The organism is Methylobacterium oryzisoli, assembly GCF_046557895.1.
Taxonomy (GTDB): Bacteria; Pseudomonadota; Alphaproteobacteria; order Rhizobiales; family Beijerinckiaceae; genus Methylobacterium; species Methylobacterium oryzisoli.
In genome coordinates this window covers 52882-78422 of the sequence record NZ_JBKIBX010000011.1, presented here as the reverse complement: position 1 = coordinate 78422, position 25541 = coordinate 52882, and the positions used below count along the sequence as shown (strand labels likewise).

The 25541-nt window shown below is 71.1% G+C and carries 20 protein-coding genes; 14 read left to right on the top strand and 6 right to left on the bottom strand.

Annotated features, from left to right (window positions below; all coding sequences use genetic code 11):
* The first annotated feature begins 46 nt into the window (after positions 1 to 46).
* From ctaD to ACKUB9_RS13010, 10 genes are all read left to right on the top strand, one after another.
* On the top strand, positions 47 to 1675 hold the full coding sequence (ctaD, locus tag ACKUB9_RS13055) for a cytochrome c oxidase subunit I (protein ID WP_407522576.1): 1629 nt from the start codon (positions 47 to 49) through the stop codon (positions 1673 to 1675).
* Positions 1676 to 1812: 137 nt separating this feature from the next.
* A complete protein-coding gene (locus tag ACKUB9_RS13050; protein ID WP_407522755.1) occupies positions 1813 to 2763 on the top strand; it encodes a heme o synthase in 951 nt (316 codons plus the stop codon).
* Complete coding sequence (locus ACKUB9_RS13045; RefSeq protein ID WP_490390950.1) at positions 2763 to 2915, top strand: cytochrome c oxidase system small membrane protein; 153 nt, start codon at positions 2763 to 2765, stop codon at positions 2913 to 2915. The genes ACKUB9_RS13050 and ACKUB9_RS13045 overlap by 1 nt, the downstream gene beginning before the upstream one ends.
* 16 nt (positions 2916 to 2931) lie before the next feature.
* Positions 2932 to 3537, top strand: coding sequence for a cytochrome c oxidase assembly protein (locus tag ACKUB9_RS13040; protein WP_407522574.1), 606 nt, complete (start codon positions 2932 to 2934; stop codon positions 3535 to 3537).
* 148 nt (positions 3538 to 3685) lie between these two features.
* The gene (locus ACKUB9_RS13035; RefSeq protein ID WP_407522572.1) at positions 3686 to 4543 is read left to right on the top strand and encodes a cytochrome c oxidase subunit 3; all 858 of its coding nucleotides are present in this window, start codon (positions 3686 to 3688) and stop codon (positions 4541 to 4543) included.
* Between the two features lie 130 nt (positions 4544 to 4673).
* Positions 4674 to 5042: a DUF983 domain-containing protein gene (locus ACKUB9_RS13030; RefSeq protein WP_407522570.1), complete on the top strand. Its 369-nt coding sequence runs from the start codon at positions 4674 to 4676 to the stop codon at positions 5040 to 5042.
* A complete protein-coding gene (locus ACKUB9_RS13025) occupies positions 5042 to 5797 on the top strand; it encodes an SURF1 family protein (RefSeq protein ID WP_407522568.1) in 756 nt (251 codons plus the stop codon). Before ACKUB9_RS13030 ends, ACKUB9_RS13025 begins: the two co-directional genes overlap by 1 nt.
* A gap of 410 nt (positions 5798 to 6207) precedes the next feature.
* Positions 6208 to 7620: a threonine synthase gene (gene thrC / locus ACKUB9_RS13020; protein WP_407522566.1), complete on the top strand. Its 1413-nt coding sequence runs from the start codon at positions 6208 to 6210 to the stop codon at positions 7618 to 7620.
* Entirely contained in the window at positions 7617 to 8912 is a 1296-nt protein-coding gene (locus ACKUB9_RS13015; RefSeq protein WP_407522564.1) for a M16 family metallopeptidase, read from the top strand. The genes thrC and ACKUB9_RS13015 overlap by 4 nt, the downstream gene beginning before the upstream one ends.
* A gap of 248 nt (positions 8913 to 9160) precedes the next feature.
* Positions 9161 to 12040, top strand: a complete 2880-nt coding sequence (locus ACKUB9_RS13010) for an EAL domain-containing protein (protein WP_407522562.1) — start codon at positions 9161 to 9163, stop codon at positions 12038 to 12040.
* A 7-nt stretch (positions 12041 to 12047) separates the two neighbouring features.
* Here the strand turns inward: ACKUB9_RS13010 and ACKUB9_RS13005 are convergent, their stop codons facing one another.
* The gene (locus ACKUB9_RS13005; protein ID WP_407522560.1) at positions 12048 to 12422 is read right to left on the bottom strand and encodes a response regulator; all 375 of its coding nucleotides are present in this window, start codon (positions 12420 to 12422) and stop codon (positions 12048 to 12050) included.
* A gap of 228 nt (positions 12423 to 12650) precedes the next feature.
* Between ACKUB9_RS13005 and ACKUB9_RS13000 the strand changes: the two genes are divergently transcribed.
* Both ACKUB9_RS13000 and ACKUB9_RS12995 read left to right on the top strand, forming a co-directional pair.
* Positions 12651 to 12995, top strand: coding sequence for a hypothetical protein (locus tag ACKUB9_RS13000; RefSeq protein ID WP_407522558.1), 345 nt, complete (start codon positions 12651 to 12653; stop codon positions 12993 to 12995).
* Positions 12996 to 13075: 80 nt separating this feature from the next.
* Positions 13076 to 14023 (top strand): ferredoxin reductase domain-containing protein, encoded by a 948-nt coding sequence (locus tag ACKUB9_RS12995; RefSeq protein WP_407522556.1) that lies wholly within the window; start codon positions 13076 to 13078, stop codon positions 14021 to 14023.
* A 133-nt stretch (positions 14024 to 14156) separates the two neighbouring features.
* On the opposite strand, the gene ACKUB9_RS12990 is transcribed toward ACKUB9_RS12995, so the two are convergent.
* The 3 genes from ACKUB9_RS12990 to ACKUB9_RS12980 form a co-directional block, all read right to left on the bottom strand.
* The gene (locus ACKUB9_RS12990) at positions 14157 to 17336 is read right to left on the bottom strand and encodes an efflux RND transporter permease subunit (protein WP_407522554.1); all 3180 of its coding nucleotides are present in this window, start codon (positions 17334 to 17336) and stop codon (positions 14157 to 14159) included.
* Positions 17337 to 17415: 79 nt separating this feature from the next.
* On the bottom strand, positions 17416 to 18546 hold the full coding sequence (locus ACKUB9_RS12985; RefSeq protein ID WP_407522552.1) for an efflux RND transporter periplasmic adaptor subunit: 1131 nt from the start codon (positions 18544 to 18546) through the stop codon (positions 17416 to 17418).
* A gap of 206 nt (positions 18547 to 18752) precedes the next feature.
* Positions 18753 to 19073 (bottom strand): rhodanese-like domain-containing protein, encoded by a 321-nt coding sequence (locus tag ACKUB9_RS12980; RefSeq protein WP_407522550.1) that lies wholly within the window; start codon positions 19071 to 19073, stop codon positions 18753 to 18755.
* 232 nt (positions 19074 to 19305) lie between these two features.
* On the opposite strand from ACKUB9_RS12980, the gene ACKUB9_RS12975 reads away from it, so the two are divergent.
* Positions 19306 to 20583: a glycosyltransferase family 4 protein gene (locus tag ACKUB9_RS12975; protein ID WP_407522548.1), complete on the top strand. Its 1278-nt coding sequence runs from the start codon at positions 19306 to 19308 to the stop codon at positions 20581 to 20583.
* A 72-nt stretch (positions 20584 to 20655) separates the two neighbouring features.
* A complete protein-coding gene (puuE, locus tag ACKUB9_RS12970) occupies positions 20656 to 22092 on the top strand; it encodes an allantoinase PuuE (protein ID WP_407522546.1) in 1437 nt (478 codons plus the stop codon).
* Positions 22093 to 22104: 12 nt separating this feature from the next.
* On the opposite strand, the gene ACKUB9_RS12965 is transcribed toward puuE, so the two are convergent.
* Both ACKUB9_RS12965 and ACKUB9_RS12960 read right to left on the bottom strand, forming a co-directional pair.
* A complete protein-coding gene (locus ACKUB9_RS12965) occupies positions 22105 to 23298 on the bottom strand; it encodes a PepSY-associated TM helix domain-containing protein (RefSeq protein WP_407522544.1) in 1194 nt (397 codons plus the stop codon).
* Positions 23298 to 25364, bottom strand: a complete 2067-nt coding sequence (locus tag ACKUB9_RS12960) for a TonB-dependent receptor (protein ID WP_407522542.1) — start codon at positions 25362 to 25364, stop codon at positions 23298 to 23300. The genes ACKUB9_RS12965 and ACKUB9_RS12960 overlap by 1 nt, the downstream gene beginning before the upstream one ends.
* Between the last annotated feature and the right edge of the window lie 177 nt (positions 25365 to 25541).

Here is a 25541-nt window from a genome sequence, read left to right as displayed (position 1 = left end):
GGCGATCCCGAGGACGACGAGAGAATTCTGCGAGAGGCTCTGAATCATGGCAGTTGCCGCATCAGCCGGGCACGCTGACGCCCACGAGCACACCCCACCGTTCTTTCAGCGCTGGTTCAATTCCACGAACCACAAGGACATCGGCACGCTCTACCTGCTGTTCGCCTTCTCGGCGGGCATCGTGGGCGCCTTCCTGTCCTTCGGCATCCGGATGGAGATGGAGCAGCCCGGGCTGCAGTACTTCTCCAACCCGCAGACCTACAACGTCTTCGTGACCGGCCACGGCCTCATCATGGTGTTCTTCATGGTGATGCCGGCGCTGATCGGCGGCTTCGGCAACTGGTTCGTGCCGCTGATGATCGGGGCGCCCGACATGGCGTTCCCGCGCATGAACAACATCTCGTTCTGGCTGACCGTCGCGGGCTTCATGAGCCTCGTCTGCTCGCTCTTCGTCGAGGGCGCGCCGGGTGCGGTCGGGGCGGGCACGGGCTGGACCGTCTATCCGCCGCTCTCGACCGACGGCCATCCGGGCGCCGCGGTGGACTTCGCGATCTTCTCGCTGCACCTCGCGGGCGCGGGCTCGATCCTGGGCGCCATCAACTTCATCACCACGATCCTGAACATGCGCGCGCCGGGCATGACCCTGCACAAGATGCCGCTGTTCGCGTGGTCGATGCTGGTCACCGCCTTCCTGCTGCTGCTGTCGCTGCCGGTCCTCGCCGGCGCGATCACCATGCTGCTCACCGACCGCAACTTCGGCACCACCTTCTTCAGCCCGAGCGGCGGCGGCGACCCGATCCTGTACCAGCACCTGTTCTGGTTCTTCGGCCACCCCGAAGTCTACATCATGATCCTGCCGGCCTTCGGCATCGTCTCGCACATCATCGCCACCTTCTCGCGCAAGCCCGTCTTCGGCTATCTCGCGATGGCCTACGCGATGGTGGCGATCGGCGTCGTCGGCTTCGTGGTCTGGGCGCACCACATGTACACGGTGGGCCTGACGCTGCAGACGCAGTCCTACTTCGTCTTCGCCACCATGGTCATCGCGGTACCCACGGGCGTGAAGATCTTCTCGTGGATCGCCACGATGTGGGGCGGCTCGATCCGCTTCACCGCCGCCATGCACTGGGCCGTCGGCTTCGTCTTCCTGTTCACGGTGGGCGGCGTCACCGGCGTGATCCTGGCCAACGCGGCCGTCGACCGCTACCTGCACGACACGTACTACGTGGTGGCGCACTTCCACTACGTGCTGTCGCTCGGCGCCGTGTTCATCATCTTCGCGGGCATCTACTACTGGTTCCCGAAGATGTCGGGCCGGATCATCCCCGAATGGGCCGGCAAGCTGCACTTCTGGCTCGCCTTCATCGGTGCCAACGTGCTGTTCTTCCCGATGCACTTCCTCGGGCTCGCCGGCATGCCGCGCCGCTACGCCGACTACCCGGAGGCCTTCGCGGGCTGGCACTACGTGGCCACCATGGGCGGGCACATCTTCGCGCTGGGCATGGTGGTGTTCGTAATCGGCGTGGTCATGGCCTTCCGCTCCAAGGAGCGCGCGGCGGACAACCCGTGGGGCGAGGGTGCCACCACCCTGGAATGGACCCTCTCCTCTCCCCCGCCCTTCCACCAGTACGAGACCCTGCCGGTGATCGTCGACGAGCCGTCGCACGCCCACTAGCCGACACCCGAGCAGGGCCGCCGCCGAGGCGGCCCTCGCTCTTCCCCCGAGTTCCGGACGACCGGGACTCCGGCGAGGAGCGGTCCATGAATTCGCCTCATGCGACCTTCGCACCACCCGAGCCCGAACCGGTGGCCATGACGAGCCTGTCGAACAGCCTTTCCCCCGCCCAGGGCCTCGCGCCCGCCGCGAACGGCGACGTCGCGGATTTCTTCGCGCTGCTGAAGCCGCGGGTGATGGCGCTCGTCATCTTCACCGCGCTCGTTGGCATGACGGTGTCGCACGCCTCGGTGAACCCGGTGATCGGCGCGATCTCGCTCCTGATGATCGCGGTGGGCGCCGGGGCCTCGGGCTGCCTCAACATGTGGTGGGACGCCGACGTCGACGCGGTGATGACCCGCACCCGCACCCGCCCGATTCCCGCCGGCCGCATCCAGCCCGGCGAGGCGCTGGCCTTCGGGCTCGTGCTCTCGGTGGGCTCGGTGCTGGTGCTGGGGCTCGCCGCGAACTGGCTCGCGGCGGGGCTGCTGGCCTTCACCATCGTGTTCTACGCGGTGATCTACTCGATGTGGCTGAAGCGGGCGACCGCGCAGAACATCGTCATCGGCGGCGCCGCCGGCGCCCTGCCCCCGATGATCGGACAGGCGGTGGTGACGGGCGGCGTCGGGGTCGAGGGCCTCGTCCTGTTCCTCATCATCTTCATCTGGACCCCGCCGCATTTCTGGGCGCTGGCCCTGGTGAAGTCGGGCGAGTACGCGCGCGCCGGCATCCCGATGATGCCTAACGTGGCCGGCCCCGATTCGACCCGCCGCCAGATCGTCGCCTACTCGGCCCTGCTCGCGCCCCTCGGCCTCAGCCCCGTCTTCCTCGGCTTCGGCGGCCTGATCTACGCCGTCGTGGCGCTGCTGGGCGGCCTCGGCATGCTGGCGCTGAGCCTACAGGTGCAGCGCGTCCGCGAGGGCGAGAGCGCGAACCGCACCGCCATGAGCCTGTTCGCCTTCTCGATCCTCTACCTGTTCCTGCTCTTCTCGGCGCTGCTCGCCGAGCAGGGCCTGGGCCTGTTCCGGCCCCTGCCGCTGTTCGCATGATGATGGATCCCCACCCCCTCACGCCCGATGAGGTGCGGCGGCGGCGCAAGCGCTCCGTCGCCATCGCCCTCGTGCTCGCCGCGCTGGTCGCGATCTTCTACGCGCTGACCATCGCCAAGCTCGGGCCGCAGGTCCTCAACCGGCCGCTCTGACGGCGAGGTGCCCCGCATGACCGACCGCCGACCGACACCGGCCCAGACCCGCGGCGTGCGCCTGACGCTGATCGCCTGCCTGGGCCTCGTGGCCGGCATGACCGCGCTCGCCTTCGCGTTCGTCCCGCTCTACGACCTCTTCTGCAAGGTCACCGGCTACGACGGCACGCCGATCGTCGGGCGCGGCCCCTCCGCCGCCCGGGGCGAGGGCACCATGACGGTGCATTTCGACACCAACGTCGCGCCGGGCCTGCCCTGGCGCTTCGGCGCCGAGGCGCCGCGGGTCGAGGCGAAGCTCGGCGAGACCCAGACGGTCTTCTTCCGGGTCACCAACACGGCGAGCCAGCCCACCACCGGCACCGCCACCTTCAACGTCCAGCCCGGCCTGCTGGGCGGCTACTTCGTCAAGATCCAGTGCTTCTGCTTCAACGAGCAGACCCTGCAGCCGGGCGAGACGATGGACTTCCCGGTGGTGTTCTACGTCGACCCGGCGGCGCGGACCGACGCCAACACCCGCGACTACGCGGAGATCACGCTGTCCTACACCTACTTCGCGTCGCGCAACGGCCAGCCCACGGCCGCGCTTGCGACAACCGGCGCGGGGGCGAGACAGCCGAATTGACCAATGGACCCGGTGACAGATCCGGGCTTCGCACACTAAAGGGACCCCGGGGCCTCGCTCGGGAGCCGGGGTCCGGACCGACACATCGCCACGAGGACCAGCGCCGGGCGCGCCGGGGGCGGAGACGAGAGGCAGGAGACCCGACACGATGGCCGAGGCGCACCCGAAGCACCACGATTACCACCTCGTCAATCCGAGCCCCTGGCCGCTGATCGGCGCCCTCAGCGGCTTCGTGTTGACGACCGGCGCCGTCTTCTGGATGAAGAGCCTGACGCTGGCGGGTCTCGCGATCGGCCCGTACCTGTTCTTCGCCGGCGTGATCGGCGTGCTCTACACCATGCTGTCGTGGTGGCGGGACGTCATCCACGAGGCCAACAGCGGCGACCACACCCGGGTGGTGCAGATCCACCACCGCTACGGCATGATGATGTTCATCGCCTCCGAGGTGATGTTCTTCGTCGCGTGGTTCTGGGCCTATTTCGAGGCCGCCCTCTACACCGCCGACCCGATCCAGGCCTCGCGCGTCGAGTTCACCGGCGGGATGTGGCCGCCCAAGGGCGTCGAGGCCTTCGATCCCTGGCACCTGCCGCTTCTCAACACGCTGATCCTGCTGACCTCCGGCACCACCGTGACCTGGGCGCACCACGCGCTGCTCAACAACGACCGCAAGGGCCTCAAGTACGGCCTCTGGCTCACCATCGCCCTCGGCGCGCTGTTCAGCATCGTCCAGGCCTACGAGTACAGCCACGCCCATTTCGGCTTCTCGGGCAGCATCTACTCGGCGACCTTCTTCATGTCGACCGGGTTCCACGGCGCCCACGTGCTCATCGGCACCATCTTCCTGGCGGTCTGCCTGTACCGGGCCTATCTCGGCCAGTTCACGCCCCGGCAGCACCTCGGCTTCGAGTTCGCGGCCTGGTACTGGCACTTCGTCGACGTGGTCTGGCTGTTCCTGTTCGCGGCCGTCTACATCTGGGGCTCGGGCGTCGGCCAAGCGGCGCACTGACGCGGACCTCCCCGAACGATCGATCAAGGGCGGCGCGAGCCGCCCTTTTTCGTGGTGCGGGCCGGCCGCGACCCCATATCCGGCCCACGGGCCGCGCGGCCCGCCCCCGTTCCGCGCGAGGAGGCTTTCGGTGGAATCCACCCGCTCGACCCCGTCACCGGCCCTCGCCGGCCTGCGCGGACGCTGCCCCCGCTGCGGCGAGGGCCACCTGTTCAAGGGCTTCCTCGCCTTCCGCCCGACCTGCGAGGTCTGCGGCCTCGACTTCAAGTTCATCGATTCGGCGGACGGCCCGGCCTTTTTCGTGATGTCGTTCGTCGGTCTCGTGGTGGTGGCGCTGGCGATGTGGGTCGAGTTCGCCTACGAGCCGCCGATGTGGCTGCACGCGGCCCTGTGGGTGCCCCTGTCGATCGTCCTCAGCCTGATCCTGGTGCGGCCCCTGAAGGGGCTGATGGCAGCGCTGCAATTCGCCAACCGCGCCGAGCAGGGGCGCTTCCGCTGATGGAGGCGGCGGTCCGGCCGGTGGGCTGGCGCTCGCTCGTGGGCGCGGGCCTCGCCACGCTGGTGTGCCTCGCGATCCTGCTCGGCCTCGGCACGTGGCAATTGCAGCGCAAGGCCTGGAAGGAAGGGGTGATCCGCCAGATCGTCGAGCGCTCGCGCATCGAGCCTCCCCTCGCTCCCCCTGCGCCCGGGGCCTGGAACCCGGCGAGCGACGAGTTCAAGCACGTGCGGGCGACCGGCCGGTTCCAGCACGAGCGCGAGACCCTGGTGCACGGGCTCGCCCCCGGCGAGGTGCCCGGCCGCGCGCTGCAGGGCTACTACGTGATCACCCCGCTCGCGCGCGACGACGGGCCGACCATCCTGGTCAACCGCGGCTTCGTGCCCACCGAGCTGCGGGATCCCGCCGCCCGGGCGGCCGGCCAAGTGACCGGCCCTGTGACGGTGACGGGCATGCTGCGCGCCAGCGAGCCGCGCGGCCTGTTCGTGCCTGCGCCGAACCCTGAGAAGGGCGAGTGGTACAACCGGGACATCCCGGGCATCGCCCAGGCGCTCGCCCTCGCCGAGGTCACCCCCTACCTGATCGAGGCCGACGCGACGCCCAATCCCGGCGGCTGGCCGCGCGGGGGGCAGCTGCGGGTCGACCTGCCGAACAACCACCTGCAATACGCCTTCACGTGGTACGGCATCGCGCTCTGCCTCGTGGGCGTCTTCGGGGCCTTCGCCTGGACGCGGCTGCGTCCGCAGGCCGGACCTTGAGGGCACGACCGGTGCTCACGGCCGATCTCATATGTGGTGCGGGATCCCCTCTCCCGTGCGGGAGAGGGGCAGGGGTGAGGGTTCCGGGAGGGTGCAGGAGGCGGACGCGACGCTGCCGCTACCAGCACCGACGCTGGTTGCCGAACCTGACCCGTCCCGCTCCCCTCACCACACTCTGAGTTCTGCTGCGGCTCTCTCCCGGGACCCTCATCCCTGCCCTTCTCCCGCACGGGAGAAGGGTTCCCCGCGCTCCCTCATCGGCGTGAGAGGTCATCGGCAGGCGCAAGCCGCTGCCTCGTTCCGAACGCGTGCCCCCGGCAACGAAGCCCGGGGTGACGGCCTGCCGCGGCCGCCCGGCTGACGCGGCGGCGCAATTCGTGTAGGGCGTCCGCAGCTTCAGGACGCTTCCCGTGCTTCATGTCTCGACCCGCGGCGCCGCCGCGCCGCTCAGCTTCACCGATGCGCTGCTGGCCGGGCTCGCCCGCGACGGCGGCCTCTACCTGCCCGAGCGCTGGCCCGCCCTCTCGCCCGCCATCATCGCGGGCCTCGCCGGCCGGCCCTACGCGGAGGCCGCCAAGACGGTGCTGTCGCCGCTCGTCGACGGCGAGATCCCTCAGGGCGATCTCGACCGGATGATTGAGGCGGCCTACGCGGTCTTCCGGCACCCGGCGGTCTGCCCGCTGGTGCAGCTCGACGACAACCTCTTCCTGCTCGAACTCCACCACGGCCCGACGCTCGCCTTCAAGGACGTGGCGATGCAGCTCCTCGGTCGGCTGATGGACCATGTGCTGAAGGCGCGGGGGACGCGGGCCACCATCGTGGGCGCGACCTCGGGCGACACGGGAAGCGCCGCCGTCGAGGCGTTTCGCGGCCTCGATCAGGTCGACGTCTTCATCCTCTTCCCGCACGGCCGGGTCTCGGAGGTGCAGCGGCGCCAGATGACGAGTGTGGACTCGCCCAACGTCCACGCGCTCGCGGTCGAGGGCACCTTCGACGATTGCCAGGCCATCGTGAAGGCGCTGTTCCAGCACGCGCGCTTCGCCGAGGAGGTGCGGCTGTCGGGCGTCAACTCGATCAACTGGGCGCGGGTGGCCGCGCAGGCCGTCTACTACTTCACCAGCGCGGTGGCGCTGGGCTCGCCCCACCGCCCGGTGTCCTTCTCGGTCCCCACCGGCAATTTCGGCGACATCCTGGCGGGCTACGTCGCCAAGCGGATGGGGCTGCCGGTCGGACGGCTGATGGTCGCCACCAACGCCAACGACATCCTGGCGCGCACCCTCGCGACGGGCACCTACGAGGTCCGCGGCGTCCAGCCCACCACCTCGCCCTCGATGGACATCCAGGTCTCCTCGAACTTCGAGCGCCTGCTGTTCGAGGCCCTCGACCGCGAGCCCGAGGAGTTGACCCGGCTGATGGCCGGCCTGAAGCAGTCGGGCGCCTTCACGCTGCCCCCCGCGGTGCTGGCGCGGGTGCGGGCGGAGTTCGACGCCGAGGCCGTGCCTGAGCCCGCGGTCGCGGCCGAGATCCGCGACACCCATGCCCGCACCGGGCAGGTGCTCGATCCCCACAGCGCCATCGGCGTGCGGGCGGCCCGGCGCCTGCTGGCGGCCGACCCGGCCACCCCCGTCGTGGCGCTCGCCACCGCGCACGCGGCGAAGTTTCCGGACGCGGTCGAGGCGGCGACGGGCCTGCGCCCGCGGCTGCCGCCGCATCTGGCCGAGCTGATGGAGCGCCGTGAGCGCTTCACGGTGCTGCCCAACGAGGAGGCGGCGGTGGAGCGCTTCATCCGCGAGCGCGCCCGCATCCTGGGAGCGGCGGCGTGAACGAGCATTTCGCGACCTTCGGGGCCTCGCCGTCGCTGCGCCTCACGCACCTGCCGAACGGCCTCACCGTCGCCACCGAGCCGATGCCCGGCGTGGCGACCGCGACGCTCGGCGTCTGGGTCGGGGCGGGCTCGCGCCACGAGCAGGCGCACGAGCACGGCCTGAGCCACCTCATCGAGCACATGGCCTTCAAGGGCACGGGCCGGCGCAGCGCTCGGGCCATCGCGGAGGACATCGAGAACGTGGGCGGCGACATCAACGCCGCCACCAGCGCCGAGCAGACGAGCTACACCGCCCGGGTGCTTGGCGAGGACATCGCGGTCGCCCTCGACGTGATCGGCGACATCCTGACGAACTCGGTGTTCGAGGCGGGAGAACTGGCCCGCGAGAAGGGCGTGATCCTGCAGGAATACGCCGCCGTCGAGGACACCCCGGACGACGTGGTCTACGATGCCTTCACGGAGGCGGCCTTCCCCGACCAGCCGATCGGCCGCCCGATCCTCGGCCGGCCCGAGACGATCCAGAGCTTCGACCGCGCCGCCATCGAATCCTACCTCGCGCGCGAGTACACGCCGGACCGCATGGTGCTGGCCGCCGCCGGCGCGGTGGAGCACGAGGCGATCGTGGCGGCCGCCGAGCGCCATTTCGGCGGCCTGCCGGCCCGCACCCCGCCGGACGCGGTGCTCGGCCGCTACCGTGGCGGCGAGCGCCGGATGGCGCGCAAGCTCGAACAGGCCAACCTCGTGCTCGGCCTGCCCGGCCTCTCGTTCCGGGACGACGGCTACTACGCGCTGCATCTCTTCGCCCAGGTGCTGGGCGGCGGGCTGACCTCGCGCCTCTGGCACGAGGTACGCGAGACCCGCGGCCTCGCCTACGAGATCCACGCCTTCCACTGGCCGTTCTCGGATTGCGGCCTGTTCGGCATCGGTGCCGGCACGGCCGGGCCCGACCTGCCGGCCCTCGTCGACGTGACGGTGGGCTGCCTCGCCGATGCCGCCCGCACGCTCGACGCGGGCGAACTCGCCCGCGCCAAGGCGCAGCTCAAGGTCTCGCTGCTCTCGGCGCTCGAGACCCCCGGCGGGCGCATCGAGCGCATCGCCCGCCAACTCCTGGCCTGGGGCCGGGTGATCCCGGCCGATGAGATCATCGCCAAGGTCGATGCCGTGACGACCGAGGAGGTGCGGGAGGCCGGCCGCGTCCTGATGGGCGGCCCGCCGACGCTCGCGGCGATCGGCCCGATCCGCCGCCTGCAGAGCCTGGATGCGGTCGGGAGCGCGCTCAGGTCCGCCTGAGCGCCGCCGCGCCGGCCTGGCGTGGGCCGAAATTTCGCGGTCGTCCCAGGCACCTGCGGCTGCGGGGCCGGCCGCGCCCCAACTTGATTTGGCCGCAAAGCGGGACCATCGAAGCTCACCGGGCTGGCGGAGCCGGGCAGGCGGTGGGGGAGATCGGGTCTCCGCGCCTTGCTCCCGAGCTTGGGCGTCACTACGGTCCGCTCTGTTCCATGACCTGTCGTCATCCCGTCCCGGAAGATCGTTCCGCGTTGCGCCACGTCCCCATCGCCCTCGTCCTCCTGCTCGCGCTCGTGGCCGTGTGGCTGCCCGCGCCGGCGCGTGCCCTGGAGGCCGTGCGGGTCGGGCTCGACACCCAGGCCATCGATCTCACGCCCGCCATCGAGCGCAACCGCTCGGACGGCGACCTGATCCAGATCTCCACCGCGCCGGGCAAGGACGGCATCGTGCGCCGCATCGCCGTGAAGGCGCGCGAGGCCGGGGCGCGGCCGGACTGGATCGTTTTCGCGCTCACCAACGACACCGACGAGCAGATCGACCGGTTGCTGATCGCGCCGCATTTCCGGTTGGTCGGCTCCGGCGTGGTCTGGCCCGACCTCGGCGGCTCGCGCATCGCCGCCATCACGGCGAGCCAGGGCAACCGGCCCGAGCGCGACGAGAACCCCGAGGCCGACCAGTTCACCGTCACGCTCGACCCCGGCTCCACCGTGACCTTCGTGGCGGAGCTGCGCACGCCCCACGTGCCCCAGCTCTACCTCTGGGAGCCGGACGCCTACCGCAAGAAGATCACCGGGCTCACCCTGTACAAGGGCATCATCATCGGCATCGCGGGCCTGCTCGCGCTCTTCCTCACCATCGTGTTCGTGGTGAAGGGCGCGATCATCTTCCCGGCCGCGGCGGCGCTGGCGTGGTCGGTGCTGGCCTATACGGGCATTGATTTCGGTTTCTTCCAGCGGGTTTTTCCAGTGACGGAGGCGGCCGAGCGGATCTACCGCGCCTCCGCCGAGGCGGTGCTCGGCGCGACCCTCGTGGTCTTCCTGTTCGCCTATCTCAACCTCGCCCGCTGGCACGTGCGCTACAGCCACGTGGCGCTGCTCTGGCTGCTCCTGCTCGGCGGCCTCGTCGCGGTGGCGGTGGTCGATCCGCCGGTGGCGGCGGGCGTGGCGCGCATCTCGGTGGCGACCGTCGCCGGTGTGGGCCTCCTCCTGGTGGTCTACCTCGCGGCCCATAACGGCTACGACCGGGCGATCCTGCTGATCCCGACCTGGCTTCTCCTCACCGCCTGGGTGGTGGCCGCGGGCTTCGCCATCACGGGCCAGCTGCGCGGCGAGCTCGTGCAGCCGGCGCTGATCGGCGGCCTCGTGCTGATCGTGATGCTGATCGGCTTCACGGTGCTCCAGCACGCCTTCGCGGGCAGCGGCATCGGCCCGTCCCTGGTCTCCGACACCGAGCGCCGCGCGCTCGCGCTGACGGGCGCGGGCGACGTGGTGTTCGACTGGGACGTGCCGGGCGACCGGGTCTTCGCCGGCCCGGAGATCGAGGCGCAGCTCGGCCTCAAGCGCGGCGCCCTCGAAGGCCCGGTGGCGAACTGGCTGGCGCTGCTGCATCCCTTCGACGTCGACCGCTACTCGGCCTCCCTCGACACGGTGATCGAGGAGCGCCGCGGGCGCATCTGCCAGGATTTCCGCCTGCGCGCCGCCGCCGGGCCCTATCACTGGTTCCGGCTCAAGGCCCGGCCGGTGATCGGCGCCGACGGGGAGGTGATCCGGGTCGTGGGCACGCTCGCCGACGTCACCGAGGTGAAGATCGCCGAGGAGCGCCTGCTGCACGACGCGGTGCACGACAACCTCACGGGCCTGCCCAACCGCGAGTTGCTGCACGACCGGCTCGAGGCGGCCCGCAGCCTCGCCTCGCAGGATCCGCGCCTCAAGCCGACGCTCTTCCTCCTCGACATCGACCGCTTCAAGCAGATCAACGACGCCATCGGCCTCTCGGCGGGGGACTCGATCCTGCTCACCCTGTCGCGCCGCCTCGGCCGGCTCCTGCGCCCGCAGGACACGCTGGCGCGGGTGGCGGGCGACGAGTTCGCGGTGATCCTGCTCTCGGAGCGCGAGCCCGACCGCATCATCGCCTTCGCGGACATGATCCGGCGGACCGTCACCACCCCGATCACCTACGCGGACCGCGAGATCTTCCTCACCACCTCCATCGGCGTCGTGCTGCACGAGCCGGGCTCGACGCAGAAGCGCGAGGAGGTGGTCAAGAAGGCCGAGCTCGCGATGATCCAGGCCAAGCGCCAGGGTGGGGACCGCATCGAGGTCTACCGTCCGACCATGCGCACCGACCGCGGCGAGCGGCCGGTGCTGGAGACCGACCTGCGCCGGGCGCTGGAGCGCAACGAGATCAAGGTGGTCTTCCAGCCGATCGTGCGCCTGCAGGACCGGCTGGTCGCCGGCTTCGAGACGCAGCTGCGCTGGGACCATCCCAAGCACGGCCGCATCCCGCCCCAGACCTTCATGCCGATCGCCGAGGAATCCGGGCTCGTGGTCGATCTCGGGGTCTTCGCCCTGGAGCGCACGGCGGCCGAACTCGCCGCGTGGCAGCAGGCGCTGGTGGTGGAGCCGCCGCTCTTCGCCACCGTCAACGTCTCGTCGCGCCAGCTCCTGCGCCACGACCTCCTGCACGACGTGAAGACGGTGCTCGCGCGCACCGGCGTCGCGCCGGGTTCGCTCAAGCTCGAACTCGCCGAGAGTCTCGTGATGGAGAATCCGGAATACGCCGCCCAGATGCTGGCGCGGATCGCCGAACTCGGCGCGGGCCTGATGCTGGACGATTTCGGCACCGGCTACTCGGCGCTGGCCTACCTGCAGCGCTTCCCCTTCGACACGATCAAGATCGACCAGTCCTTCGTGCGGCAGATGGCGAGCGGGCGCACCGGCATCCTGCGCTCGATCGTCAAGATGGCGCAGGAACTCGGACTCGAGATCGTGGCCGAGGGGGCCGAGACCGAGGCCGACGCGCAGGCCCTGGCCGAGATCGGCTGCGACTACGCGCAGGGCTACGCCTTCGGCGAGCCCATGACGGTGCTCCAGGCCCGCCAGCTCGTCGGGGCCGCGCCGGAAGCGGCCTGACGCACCGTCACGGAGTCGCGGGCCGGTCCGCGCACAGGTCCGCCAGGGCGCGGATCAGGTCCTCGCCCCGCACCGGCTTGTGGTGCACGGGCAGGTGCGGCCACAGGCTGCGCATGGCGCGGGGCATGACGCCGCCGGTGCAGATCAGCACCGGCACGCCGATGCCCATCAGCCGCTCGGCGGTGGGGGTCGCCTCGCCGTCCGCGAGGTTGAGATCGAGCACCGCGACGTCGATCCGCTCGCGGTCGAGGAGGGCCAGGGCCTCCCGGTTGGTGCGCGCGGGACCGACCGGCACGCCCTCCGCATCGGCCACGAGGTCGCTCAGCTCGAACGCGATCAGAACCTCATCCTCGACGATCAGGACGTGCCGGCCTGTCAGCATCGGGCTCTCCGCCGATCCTCGCCGCCGATCCTCGCGAAGCCGGACGCCGCCGCCCGGGTTGCGCCGCCGTCGAACCGGCCGGTCCAGTCTCGGGCCGCGCAGCGGACGGGTCAATCCGCGACGGGTCGAGGGTTCATTTAAGTGCTCCTTAACCATGCGGGCCTACGGTTCAGGGGCAGGCGGGGCCGTCGCGGATCGGCCGCCCCGGGGATCGGTTGGAGGCGGGAGATGGCCGACGCGGCAAGGGATTACGCGCAGGATGCGCGGCGCGACGGCTCCCCGCTGCTGCATCGGCTCCTGACGCGGCCGGTGCTCCGCGCCGTCCCCTCCACGCCTGTGCCCTCCGCCCTCTTGGACGAGGAGCCCGAGGAGGAGTCGGCCGACGAGCTCCTGGAGCGCCTCGAAGCCGAGAACCAGATCATGAAGGCGGTCCTCCGCTCCGAACGAGAGGAGGCCGCCTCGCTGCGCGCCCGCATCGCCGAACTGAGCGCGAGCGCGGACGTGGAGACGATCCGCACCGACCGCGACCGCTGGGCGAGCCTCGTGCAGCGCCTACTCTTCGCGGCGGGCTGACGCTCCCCTCACCCGTCGCGCGGATCCCCGTGCGCCGCGCCCCGGCGCCCCCGGATCATGCACTGAAGGTCGCCGCCGACATGGCCATCGGTCCGCGCTGCTCCCTCGTCGTCAACGGCAAGCCCGTGCGCATCGCCACCGGCGACACCTCCTTCGAGGCGGCGCTGCCCGGTGGCGTCGCGGCAGGGCGCGACGGCATCATGCAGGACGCGGTGCCGCGCCTCGCCCATACCAGCCGCGCCCGTCCGCGCCTCGGCGACGGCGCCGCGCGGCAGGCGCCGGCCCCCTCCCCGCTCTCCGTGCTGCGGGCCGCCAAGCGGGGCGGCACGGTGCTGAGCGTCACGGCCCTTTCGGATTCGGTTTGCGAGGTGGTCGTCACGGTCTCGCGGCCCCTCGATCTGCGGCCTGGCCAGACCGTCGAGGCGACCTTCGCGGGCTTTCCCGCCCGCCCGCTCTGCCCGACCCAGCGGCTCGACGGCGCCACCGAGCTGAACGAACTCGTCTTCCACCTGCGCCGCGACGGCCGCGCGCTCGGCCCCGCCCTCGGCGAGGCGATCGGCCCGGACCACGGCGTGCGCGTGAAGGGGCCGATCGGCGCCGCGCCCTACCGGCCCGGCGGCGGGCGCCTCGTGCTCGTCGCCGCCGAGACCGGCTTCGCGCCGATCTGGGCCATCGCGCGCGCGGCCCGCTACCTTGAGGCGCAGCGCGAGATGGTGGTGGTGGCCGGCGCGCGCGACGCGGCCGACCTCTACATGCGGCCGGCCCTCGACTGGCTCGTCGGCACCGGAGTGGCGCAGATCGCCCTCGTGGCCGATCGCGGCCGGCCCTGCGCCTCCGATGTGCGGTCCGGTCCGATCACCGCGCATCTCCCGCCGCTGCGGCCGAGCGACTGCCTGATCGCCGCCGGCACGCCGGACGTGGTCCGCGCCGTCGAACGGCTCGCCGCGCGGGCCGGCGCCTCCTGCGCGGCCATTCACTACCTGCCCTCCCTCAGCCGCGCCCGCAGCCTCGTGTCCCGGGCGGATTGAGCCGACGGTCCGCCGCCACCGGCGCCGCGACGCCCTGCACGCCGTGAACACGGTGCGCGTGGGAACCCCTCTCCCGAGTGGGAGAGGGGTTCCATCGTTGCGTCTGAGCAGGACCAGAGGCGCCGGCCCGACATCACGCCGCGGCCGGCGGGGTCTCGTCGTGGCCGCGCCAGCGGTTGAGGCGGATCAGCAGGTTGCGGATCACCACGTAGAAGACCGGCGTGAGAAACAGGCCGAAGATCGTGGCGCCGAGCATGCCGAACAGCACCGCGGTGCCGAGCGCCTGACGCATCTCTGCGCCGGGGCCCGTCGCGATGGCGAGCGGCACCACGCCGAGGATGAAGGCGAAGGCCGTCATCAGGATCGGCCGCAGGCGCAACCGGCAGGCCTCCACGGCGGCGGCCACCGGCCCCCGTCGCTCGCTCTCCTCGATCTGGTGGGCGAACTCGACGATCAGGATCGCGTTCTTGGCCGCCAGACCGATCAGCACGATCAGGCCGATCTGCGTCAGGATGTTGTTGTCCTGCGCCCTGAGCTGCACCCCCGCGAAGGCGGCGAGCACGCCGGTCGGCACCACCAGCAGGATCGCGAGCGGGAGCGCCCAGGATTCGTACTGCGCGGCGAGCACGAGGAAGACCAGCAGCACGCCGAGCGCGAAGACGTAGATGGCGGTGTTGCCGGTCGCCTTCTGCTGGAACGCGATCTCGGTCCATTCGTAGCTGTAGCCGTCCGGCAGGATGCGCTGGGCCAGCTTTTCCATGGCGTCGAGCGCCTGGCCGGTGGAGATGCCCGGGCGCGTGTCGCCCTGGATCGGGATCGAGTAGAACAGGTTGTAGCGCTGCACGATCTGCGGGCCGGCGATGTCGCGGATGCCCGCGAGCGAGCCCATCGGCACCAGCGCGCCGGTGGAGGACCGCACCTTCAGCCGCTCGATATCGTCCTTCTCCAGCCGGAACTTGGCGTCGGCCTGCGCCCGCACTTGGTAGATGCGCCCGAAGGTGTTGAAGTCGTTGACGTAGGCGCCGCCGAGATTGACCTGCAGGGTCGAGAAGACGTTGGCGAGCGGCACGTTCAGCATCCGCGCCTTGGTGCGGTCGATGTCGAGGTAGATCTGCGGCGTGTCGTTGCCGAAGGTGGTGAAGACGCGCGTCAGGTTCGGGTCCTGGTTCGCCGCCGCGATCAGGTCGCCCGAGACCGCGAGCAGGCTGGCGATGTCCGAGCCCTGGCGGCTCTGCACCTGCATCTTGTAGCCGCCCGCGTTGCCGAGGCCGCGCACCGGCGGCGGCGGGATGGCGATGATGCGCGCCTCCGTGATCGAGGCGGTCTTGGCGAAGACGTCGCCCAGGATCGCCCCCGCCACGCGCCCGCGCGCCAGCCGCTCCTTGAACGGCTTGAGCGTGAGGAACATCACGGCGCCGTTGGTGGTGTTGGTGAAGGTCGCGCCGTCGAAGCCCGAGATCACCACCGCGTTGGCGACGCCGTCGATGGTGTTGGCCCGCGCGGCCGCCTCGCGCACCACCGCGGTGGTGCGCTCCAGCGCCGAGCCCGGCGGCAATTGCACCACGACGATCAGGTAGCCCTGGTCCTGGAGCGGGATGAAGCCCGTCGGGGTCGTGCGCGCGAGGTGCAGCGTGGCCGCGATCACGCCCCCGTAGAGGAGCATCATGGCGATCAGCGGCACGGTGCGGCCGGTGAGGAAGCGGACGGTCGCCGCGTAGCCGTTCGCGGTCGCGTCGAAGGCCCGGTTGAAGGTGTTGGCCGCCCAGGCGCCGAACCGGGCCAGGAAGAAGCGCGGCCGGCCGTGCGCGTCGTGGGGCTTGAGCAGCAGCTTGCAGAGCGCGGGCGACAGCGTCAGCGAGTTGAACATCGAGATGATGGTCGAGGCCGCGATCGTCAGCGCGAACTGCCGGTAGAACTGGCCCGAGATGCCCGGGATGAAGGCGGTCGGGATGAACACCGCCGAGAGCACCAGCGCGATGGCCACCACCGCGCCGCCCACTTCGTCCATCGTCTTGTGCGCCGCCTCGCCGGGCGAGAGCCCGTCCGCGATGTTGCGCTCGACGTTCTCGACCACCACGATCGCGTCGTCGACCACGATGCCGATCGCCAGAACCAGCCCGAACAGCGTCAGGTTGTTGAGCGAGAAGCCGAGCGCCGCCATCACCGCGAAGGTGCCCACCAGCGACACGGGAATCGCGATGATCGGCACGAGCGCGGTGCGCCAGCTCTGCAGGAAGACGAGGATCACCACCACGACGAGGACCACCGCCTCGCCGAGCGTCTTGTAGACCTCGTGCACCGATTCGGCGATGAACTCGGTCGGGTTGTAGGCGATCTTGTATTCCAGGCCGGGCGGGAAGTCCTTGGCCAGCTCCTTCATCAGGCTCTGGACCGATTCCGCCGCCTGGAGCGCGTTGGTGCCGGGGCGCTGGAAGACGCCGACGCCGATCGCCGGCTGGCCGTTGAGGAAGGATTGCGTGACGTAGTCCTTCTGGCCCATCTCGACCCGGGCGATGTCCGAGATGCGCACGAGGCGGCCGTCCGCCGCCTTGACGATCACCTTCCGGAACTCGTTGGGATCCTGGAAGCGCCCCTGCGTCTGCACCACGAACTGGAAGGCCTGGTCCGCGGGCGAGGGCGGCGCGCCGAGCGCGCCCGAGGCGACTTGGACGTTCTGCTCCTGCAGCGCCGCGATCACGTCGGTGGTCGAGAGCTGGTAGGCGGCGAGCTTGTTGGGGTCGAGCCACAGGCGCAGCGCGTACTCGCTGCCGCCGAACACCGTGATGTCGCCGACGCCGCCGAGGCGCAGCATCTGGTCGCGGATGCGCAGGTAGATGTAGTTGGCGATGTAGTTCTGATCGAAGGTGTTGTCGGGCGACAGCAGGTGCACGACCATCATCAGGTCGGGCGAGGACTTGCGCACCGTGACGCCGAGGTTGCGCACATCCGGCGGCAGGCGCGGGGTCGCGACCGAGAGCCGGTTCTGAACGAGCACGTTGGCGATGTCGAGGTTGGTGCCGAGCGCGAAGGTGACGGTCAACTGCATGTTGCCGTCGTTGGTGGACAGCGACGACATGTAGAGCATGTTGTCGACGCCGTTGATCTCCTGCTCGATCGGCGTCGCGATCGTCGCCGCCACCGTCTCGGCGTTGGCGCCCGGATAGGAGGCGCGCACCACCACGGTCGGCGGCACGATCTCGGGATACTGCGACACCGGCAGCGCGATGTACGACACGTAGCCGATGATCAGGATGACGATCGACGTCACCGAGGCGAAGATCGGCCTGTCGACGAAGAAATGGGCAAAACGCATCGGGGACCTCTGGCACGCGCGCGCCCGGGTTCGGGGGGCGGCTGGGGCGTGGCGGGTGCGGGCGCGCGGGCGCGTCCGCTCAGGTGCGGGTCGGGGGCAGGTCCTTGCGCTCGGGCGTGACCTTCGCGCCGGGCCGCACCCGGGTGAGGCCGTTGATCACGATGGTCTCGTCCCCTTTGAGCCCGTCGCGCACCACGCGGTAGCCGTCGATCTTGGGGCCGAGCCGCACGTTGCGGGTCGAGATCGTGTTGTCGTCGCCCACCACGTAGACGATGCGCTTGTCCTGGTTGGTGCCCACGGCCTCGTCGGGAATCAGCACGCCCTTGTAGGGCAGCGAGGCCGGCATGCTGATGACGCCGAACAGGCCGGGCTTGATGAAGTTGTCCGGGTTCTCGACCGTGGCGCGCAGCAGCACCGTGCCGGTCGCGTCGTCCACGCGGTTGTCCACGAAGTCAAGCCGCCCCTTGCGCGTAGGCTTGTCCTCACCGGTCAGCGCGATGAGGATCGGGACCGTGTGCTCCTTCTGCGTGGCGCCCATGCCGATGCGCAGCGTGCCCTGGTAGGACAGGAAGGAGCGCTCATCGACCGGGAACGAGAAGTAGATCGGATCGAGCGAGACGATCGTGGTCAGCATCGTCTGGTCGGTGATGACGATGTTGCCTTCCGTGACATTGCGCTGGGAGATGCGGCCGGTGATCGGCGAGCGCACCTCGGTGAAGTCGTAGTTGAGCTGCGCCTGCCGCAGGGCCGCGGTGGCGTTGTCCACGTCGGCCTGGGCGGTGAGCGAGGCTTGGCGGCGCTGGTCCGTGACCTGCTCGGAGATGTTGCCCGAGCGGCTGAGCGTCTGGGCGCGCTCCAAGTCCGTGGTGGTGAAATTCAGCCGCGCCTGCGCGGAGGCCAGCGAGGCCTGCGCCTGGTCGAGGGCGGCCTTGTAGGGCCGCCGGTCGATGGTGAAGAGGAGGTCGCCCTTCTTGACCACCGCGCCGTCCTGGAAGTGGATTCTTTCCAGGTAGCCGGTGACGCGGGCGCGCACCTCGACGAACTCCACCGCGTTGAAGCGGCCGGTGAAGTCGTCGTGCTCCACCACCTCCTTGACCACCGGCTTGGCGACCACGACGGTCGGCGGCGGACCGCCCGGGGCCTGTGCGGCGCCGGGTCCCGCTGCCAGAATCAGGAGCGGGGCCAAAGCCGCCAGCCAGCGCCTGCGCATACCTACACTCCGTGCCTTAGCTGAGGATGCCCCTGACGCGCGAGCAGATGGGTGCAGGCCCAACCGCGTCGAGGGGAGCCGCACGGGAACCGCACCGCCAGCGGGCGCGGCCCTCCCGGGGGCCGATGCCGGTCCGGGCGGGGCGACCGCCCTGCAACCGGACCGAGAAAAACGTCGCATGCCGCGAGACGCCCGGCGCCCCGCCGTCACGCGATCTCTTCGCCCGAAGCGGCCCAATCCTTGAAGCCGCCGAGGTAGTGCTCGGTCAGGGGGACGCCCTGGCTCTGCGCGTAGTCGAGGGCGCGGGCCGAGCGCACGCCCGCCGCGCAGGAGAGCACCGGCCGGCGTCCGTCCTCGGCGATCAGCGCCTGAAGGCGGTCGAGATCGAAGGTCGAGAGCGGGTGCGAGATCGAGCCCGGAATGTGCCCCTGCGCGAATTCATGCGGCTCGCGCACGTCGATCAGCAGCACGCTCCCCTCCGCGAGGCCGCGCTTCACTGCCTCCCGATCCCAGTCGACGATCGTCATGCCACTCACCTGAACCCGGATCCCCGACGCTCGCAGCGCCCGCCCGTCGCCAAGCCGCCATGGCCGGCACGGCCGCCCTGGCCCCGGTCGAGTGACGATTGGGATAAATCATCACTGCTCAATGTGGCAAGCGCGGATCATGTGCGGCACCGCACAGACCACGCGGGCACTGGTCTCGTGCCGCACCGGAGTCTATGGCGCCGGGCAAGAATTGTCGCCGCTGCGGTCTCTCATGACAATACGTCCGGTCGTTTTCGATCTCACCCGCCTCGTCACCCGCCTGCACCACGCCCACCCGACCGGGATCGACCGGGTCGATCTCGCCTATGCGCGCCATCTCCTCGGCCAGACCGGGGCCGAGCGCTTCGGCCTCGTCTCGACACCGCGCGGGCCTCGCCTGCTGGACCGGGCGGGCGCGTGCGCGATCGTGGCGCAGGTGGCCGCGGGCTGGGTGGAGGACGCTGCCGCCGAGGCCGATCCGGTCTATCGGGCGCTGGCCGCCTCACTGGGGAGCAGCGTGGCGGCCGCTTCGCCCGCCGCGCCGGCGCGGCGGGCCGGCGGGCGGCGGGCCGCGCTCGCGGTCCGGCTCCAGGTGGAGCGCGCGCCCGGCATCGCGCGCCTGCCGGCCGGGGCCCTCTACGTGCACACCTCGCACCTGCGCCTTGACAGGCCGGGGCGGTTCGACTGGCTCTACGACCGGCGCGACGTCCGCCCGGTCTTCTTCGTGCACGACCTGATCCCGATCGAGTATCCGGAATACGGCCGCGACGGCGAGGCGGCGCGCCACGCCGTGCGGATGCGGACGGTGTCGCGCCATGCCGCGGCCGTGGTGGTCAACTCGGCGGATGTCGGCCGGCGCTTCGGCGCCTACCTCGCGGCGAACGGGCTGCGGGTGCCCCCGGTCACGGTCGGCCCGCTCGGTATCGAGCCGGCCTTCCTCGACCGCGCGGGCGCCCCCCTGGCGCCGGCCGGTCCGACCTTCGTCGCTTGCGGCACGATCGAGCCGCGCAAGAACTACTACGGCCTCCTCAACCTCTGGCGCGACCTCGACGCGCGCCTCGGCCCGGCGACGCCCCGCCTCGTGGTGGTCGGGCGGCGGGGCTGGGAGAGCGAGAACCTCATCGACCTTCTCGACCGCTGCCCGGCGGTGCGCCGCCACGTGACCGAGGTGAGGGATCTCTCCACCGCCGGCCTCGTGCGGCTTCTGCGGGGCGCCACCGCGCTCCTGATGCCGTCCTTCGCGGAGGGCTACGGCCTGCCGGTGCTGGAGGGCGCGGCGGCAGGCCTCCCGGTGGTCGCCTCCGACATCCCGGTGCACCGGGAGATCGCCGCCTCGATCGCGGACTTCGTCCATCCCCTCGACGGGCTGGGCTGGATGCGCGCCGTCGAGACGCTGGCGAGCCCGGGCTCGCCCCTGCGGCACGAGATGCTGGCGCGCCTCGACGGCTTCCGCCCGCCGACCTGGGACGGTCACTTCGCCAGGGTCGATCCGCTGCTCGCCGCGCTCTGACGCGCCGGCCCCTCCTTTGGACAGGAGCGGACGAGCCGGTAGGCTCGTCCGCTCGATCACCGGAAGACACCCATGAGCGACAGCCCCTACCCGCGCGACCTCGTCGGCTACGGCCGCGAGACGCCCCATCCCGGCTGGCCGGACGGCGCCCGCCTCGCGGTGCAGTTCGTGATCAACTACGAGGAGGGCGGCGAGAATTGCCTGCTGCACGGGGACCGCGGCTCGGAGGCGTTCCTGTCGGAGATCGTGGGCGCCGCCTCCTGGCCGGGGCAGCGGCACATGAACATGGAGTCGATGTACGAATACGGCTCCCGCGCCGGCTTCTGGCGCCTCTGGCGGCTGTTCACGGCGCGCGAGATGCCGGTGACCGTCTACGGCGTCGCGACCGCCCTGAAGCGCAACCCGCCTGCGGTGGAGGCCATGCGGGAGGCCGGCTGGGAGATCGCCTCGCACGGCCTCAAATGGATCGACTACAAGGATTTTCCGGCCGAGGAGGAGCGCGCCCATATCGGCGAGGCGATCCGCCTGCACACGGAGGCGACGGGCGAGCGGCCGCTGGGATTTTACCAAGGCCGCACCTCCGAGCACACGACCCGCTTGGTGATGGAGGAAGGCGGCTTCCTCTACACGGCCGATTCCTACGCCGACGACCTCCCCTACTGGATCGAGGGGCCGCGCGGGCCGCAACTCGTCGTGCCCTACACCCTCGATGCCAACGACATGCGCTTCGCCACTGCGCAGGGCTTCAACAGCGGCGACCAATTCTTCACCTACCTGAAGGACACGTTCGACTGCCTCTACGCGGAGGGCGACAGCGCGCCGAAGATGATGTCGGTGGGCCTGCATTGCCGGCTGGTCGGACGCCCCGGGCGGGCCGCGGCACTGGCGCGCTTCCTCGACTACGTGGCGGGTTTTCCGGACGTCTGGGTGGCGCGGCGCATCGACATCGCCCGGCACTGGATCCGCCACCACGCGCCCGCGGGCCTGCGGCCGAGCACCATGGCCCCGGCCCTGTTCGTCGAGCGCTTCGGCGACGTGTTCGAGCACGCGCCGTGGGTGGCCGAGCGCACGCACCGCGCCGGCCTCGGTCCGGCCCAGGACAATGCGGACGGGCTCCACGCCGCGATGGTGGCGGCCATGCGCGCCGCCGACCCGGACCGCCTGCTGGCGCTCATCCGCAACCATCCCGACCTCGGCGAGCGGGTCGCCGCCCTGACGCCGGAGTCCCGCGCCGAGCAGGCGAGCGTCGGCCTCGACGCCCTGGACGAGGAGGAGCGCGCCCGCTTCCTCGAGCTCAACCAGCGCTACCACGCCCGCTTCGGCTTCCCGTTCGTGATGGCGGTGCGCGGACGAACCCCGCAGGAGATCCTGGCGGCCCTGGAGGAGCGGCTCGACGAGGCGCCGGAGGCCGAGCGCGAGCGCGCCCTTGCCGAGATCGAGACGATCGCGCTCCTGCGGCTGCGCCAGCGCCTGCCCTCGCTGCCCGACGTCTTCGCGACGACGGCGTGAGGCACGGGCGCGTCAGACGCGCGGCGACCGCGCCGCGCGCCGCTTCGTCCAGAGGAGGAGGCCGGTCACGAACAGCAGGGGCAGGCACAGGCCGCTCGCGAACACGGCGATCTGGCCGATCAGGCCCAGCCCGAAGCTGGCATGGACGGCCGACATCCAGGCCTTGACGGTCTCCGCCGCACTCAGGTCGTGTCCGGTCCGCGCCAGCAGGATGCGCGGACAGTCGCGCGCCACCCACAGCTCCGTCGATTGGACCCGGCCCGGCGCGCCCCGCGGTGCCAGCGAGATCTGGTAGGGCAGCGCGGCCTGCTCCGGCATGATCATCAGGCGCAGGTCGAGGTCGGGATGGGCCGCCCTGGCGACCGCGAGGGCGCGGCCGATTCCGGTGCCGTCCGGGCAGGTCGCGCGTGCCGGTGCGGCCAGCGTCTGCGGCCCCGGCGCCCGGATCGTGGAGGCGGCGCGCAGCGCCCCGTCGAACCACGCCGGGCGCAGGATGTAGACGCCGGACAGGACCGCCACCGCGAGCGGCACGAACAGCCACACCGCCGCGACGTTGTGCCAGTCGAGCAGCATCCGCCGCCCGCGTGCGCCGCGCTTGACGGTGAGCGCCTGCCGCCACGTGCGGCCGTTGCGCGGCCACCAGAGGTAGAGGCCGCTCACCGCCGATGCGAGGAAGAGCAGGCCGGCGACGGCCGTGACCACGTAGCCGTAGGGCGGCGCCAGCAGGGCGCCGTGCAGGTGCACCAGCCAGCCCCACCACGAATCCTCGATCACCACGAGCCCCAGCGGCTCGCCGCTCGCCGGATCGACCGCGACGGCACCGTGCTTCTCCGGGGTTCCCGGGTCGTGCCGCAGGTGTCCGGCCACGAGCGGCACGGCCGCCGGCAGGGGTGCGCTGTAGGGGGCGGCCACCACGATCACGTGTTCGAGCTGCGGGTAGCGCGCCGTCGCCTTGGCGATCCAGGTCTCGACCGGCGCCCAGCCGGACGGATCGGGCATCGGCCGGTCGGGAAACAGGATGTCGCCGTGCTCGGCCCGGGCGATCGGTTCGGCGAAGACCAGCACGGCGCCGCTCAGTCCGACGATGGCCAGAACGAGCCCCGCCGAGAGCCCGATCCAGAGATGGATCGTGCGCCAGATCCGGCGCAGGCGGCTGCGCAGCGACAGGGCCGGCGGGCCGGCCGATACAGGTCGGACCGCGTCCATCAGAAACGGGCCTGTGCCAGGAGGCCGATGGTGCGCGGCGGCGTGAGGTCGGCCGCCGTGCCCGCGCCGATCCGGCGCGTGAAGCCGACCTCGTCCGTGAGGTTGCGCACGAACGCGCGCGCCGTGACGCCCTCGGTGATCGTGACCGTCGCGCCGAGATCGATCAGCGCGTAGCCGCCGACTTTTTCGGTGGGCAGGTTGGTGAGGTCGCTGAAGTAGCGCGAGACGTAGATGACGCTCGCGTCGAACGCGACGTTCGGGAAGGCGCGCCACACCAGCCCCGCCGAGGGCGTCGCGGCGGGATCGCGCCCGAAGCGGTTGCCGAGCAGGCCCGGATTGGTCGGCAGCGTCCGCGTGATCTCGGTCTGCAGGAGCCCGAGGCCCGCGCGGAGATCGAGGTCCGGGGTGAGGCGCGCGGTCGCCTCGATCTCGACCCCGTAGGAGCGGCCCGCCGGCAGGTTCACCACCTCCAGGGAGAAGCGGTTGGCCGGGTCGCGCTGCAGGTAGAGCTGCGGATTGTCGTGCAGGTTGTAGAAGCCGGTGATGCCGAGAGTGAAGCGGTCGTCCGGCAGCACCCGGCGGTAGGTGGTCTCGAAGGTCCAGACCGTCTCGGACCGGAACGAGTAGGGATTGCCGGTGAACAGGTTGATCGAGCCGCCGCCCGGGTTGTAGCCCTCGCGCACGGTGGCGGCGAGCGTCTGCTCGGGATCGAGCCGGTAGCTCAGGCCGAGCTTAGGCAGGAAGACGATCTCGGTCTCGCGGTAGGTGGTGGAGAGCCGGCGCGCCGGCAGCGTCTGCGTGCGGTCATCGTCGTTGCGGTTCAGGCGCCCGCCCGCGAGCAGATCGAGATCCGGCGTCAGCGCGTAGCGCAGGTCGGCGAACAGCGCCTGCGCGGAGGTCTGGCTCCGGGCGGCGGACAGGCCGATGGCGGCCGCATCCTGCGAGCGCTCGTTGAAGTTGAGGCCGGCCAGCCCGCTCAGGCCGGTGCCGATCGTGCCGAAGGTGTAGAGCAGGTCCTGGTTGAAGATCTCCTCGCGCAACGCGAAGCGGGTGGGGTCGGTCTGGAACGGCGCCGAATTCAGACGGTCGAACACGTAGCTGGTGATCGACCGCAGCTGGCCTGCATCGTCCGGGAGCCGGTAGGTGGCGTCGAGCCCGAACGCCCCGGCCTCGGTGTCGAAGACCCGCTGGTAGCCGCCGCGGGCGTACGGGATCAGCCGCGCCCGGAACGGCACGCCGATCACGTCCGGCCCCGCCACCACGTTGCGGGTCTGGGGGACGAACCCGGTCTGGTAGTCGCCGATGAGCTTGACCGACAGGTCGCCGGCCGGTCCGCCCGGGGTGAACAGGACCTTGCCGCGCACCCGCGTCACGTCCGTTTCGAGCAGGCGGCCTGGATCGACGCCCGGCGGCACCTCCACCATCCGGCGCGGATCGGGCGAGCCCTCCTGCTCGACGACGACCCGGGCGGCGAGCACGTCGGGCACCAGCGGGACGTTGGCGAGGCCCGCCAGGGTGAAGGCCGGACCGAATCGGTCGAAGGCGACCCCCGTGCGGGCGCCGAATTCCGGGAGCGGCCCGGGATCCGTGGTGTTGACGATGAAGGCGCCCGCGATGGCGTTGCGGCCGCGCAGGGTCGATTGCGGGCCGCGCAGCACCTCGACGCGCTCGACGTCGTAGGAGGTGAGGAAGTTCGACACCGACAGCGTGGTCGGGCGCACGATCTCGTCGACGATGAGCGGCGCGCGCGGCAGCGTGCCCTGCAGGACGTTGCTGGCCACGCCGCCCGCGCCGCTCGACTGGATGCCGCGGATCGCCGGCACCTCGCTCGCCCCGAGCGGCGTCGTGTTCGGGACGCCCTCGATCTCCTGATACAGCGTGCGCCCGGGGGTGACGCGCCGTTCGAACTCCGCCCGCGGCAGGATGCTCACGCTCGTCGCGGTCTCCAGCAGGTTCTGCGTGCGGCGTTCGCCCGTCACCGTGATGGCGTCGAGCGCGATGGTGCCGCCGTCCTGCGCGGCGACCGGAGCCTGAAGACCGGCCGCCGCGACGGCGAAGGCCGCCACGCGCCATGCGCCGCGTGTGATGCCGCTCCGAGGCCGCGTTTCGACGCTGTCCATGACCGAGTACCCAACCCGCTTCCCGCACGATCGCAGCACCGGATTGACGTCTTCGAAGCAGCCGGGCTACTCCAAAACCACGATGGATGTGCAGATCTCGCTACGGGCTGCGGTTGTTCACCG